Origin of the sequence: Tolypothrix sp. VBCCA 56010, assembly GCF_050875635.1 — a bacterium.
GTDB lineage: Bacteria > Cyanobacteriota > Cyanobacteriia > Cyanobacteriales > Nostocaceae > Hassallia.
Genome location: NZ_JBPAOH010000365.1, coordinates 1 through 1,054 on the forward strand (window position 1 = coordinate 1; position 1,054 = coordinate 1,054).

At 38.0% G+C, this 1,054-nt stretch carries 1 pseudogene; it reads right to left on the bottom strand.

Features of this window, described 5'->3' with window-relative positions:
• Positions 1 to 15: 15 nt before the first annotated feature.
• A pseudogene (locus tag AABK37_RS41490) lies at positions 16 to 1,054 on the bottom strand (IS701 family transposase); the annotation flags it as partial.

Consider the following 1,054-nt stretch of genomic DNA (forward strand, 5'->3'; position numbering starts at 1 on the left):
AAAAATCCACGACTATAATTGAGGAATCGTGTAGACTTTTAGCCAAGGTTTAATCAGGTTAAATAGTACACTCATGTTGAATTATCAAACCGCCGGTTATTAAGAATGCTATTCCAACCATTCCCATTATTCCACCACGGATGTAATGAGAAATTAGAAACGGAATTGTGGTGGGAATTTAAGTAACTGTTCGCTTGGGAAGACTAACCAACAAATAGGCGCTACAAACCATCTACCACCATTTCTCAATTTCTGGGTAATGAGTCACACGAAAATCAGCAATACTTATTCATTTTTACTTTGTTTTAAACCATATTCGACCCAGGTTCTTAACCCATAAAAATTCCCAACCTCACGCTTGCGTAATTTCCGGAAATTTACTCATTACGTACCAAGTTGTGTTTTTCGGAATAACTTCAATATCAGTTGTTATTTGCCAATATCGAATTTCTTTCTCTTGGCTACAAATTATTTCTCTAATATATCTATTTTCTGTGCTTAAAGAGCGAAAATACTCGCTCTTATCTTTCGCCACTCTGTATATTTAACTGGGTTGGCTGAAGATACCCATGCTTTGTGGTCTTACCGTCGCGCAACTAGAAAATTTAGATTTAATTCATTTAATACTTGAAGAAAATTTTTACCACTCTCACCATATAAACTGTCCGCCAGGACAAGGTTAAATCGCTCATCCCATAGACAGCAATTTTCTCATCCGGAACGCTGCTATTTCTGGTTTTGTCAGATACTTATCTCCTGGCTGTAGTCTTTCCTTTGGTTTGTAGATTTCAAACATTAATGGAAACGTCATTCGGTGATAGTACTGCATAGGCTGTGACTGCAACAATACCATTATCTGTTTTACCCAAGTTGACTATATACTGCCGTTTGACATAATCTGCAAAGCCGGAGACGCTCCGCCTCCGGTCTTGTTTCCTTTTTTCTTATCTCCTGTTTCATCAATGATTAAAACTATCGGTCGTCCTTGTAGCACGAGTAAAATTAATTCTAATCTCTGCCTTCTTAACTCTGCTGCTGACCACGGTGATTCCGT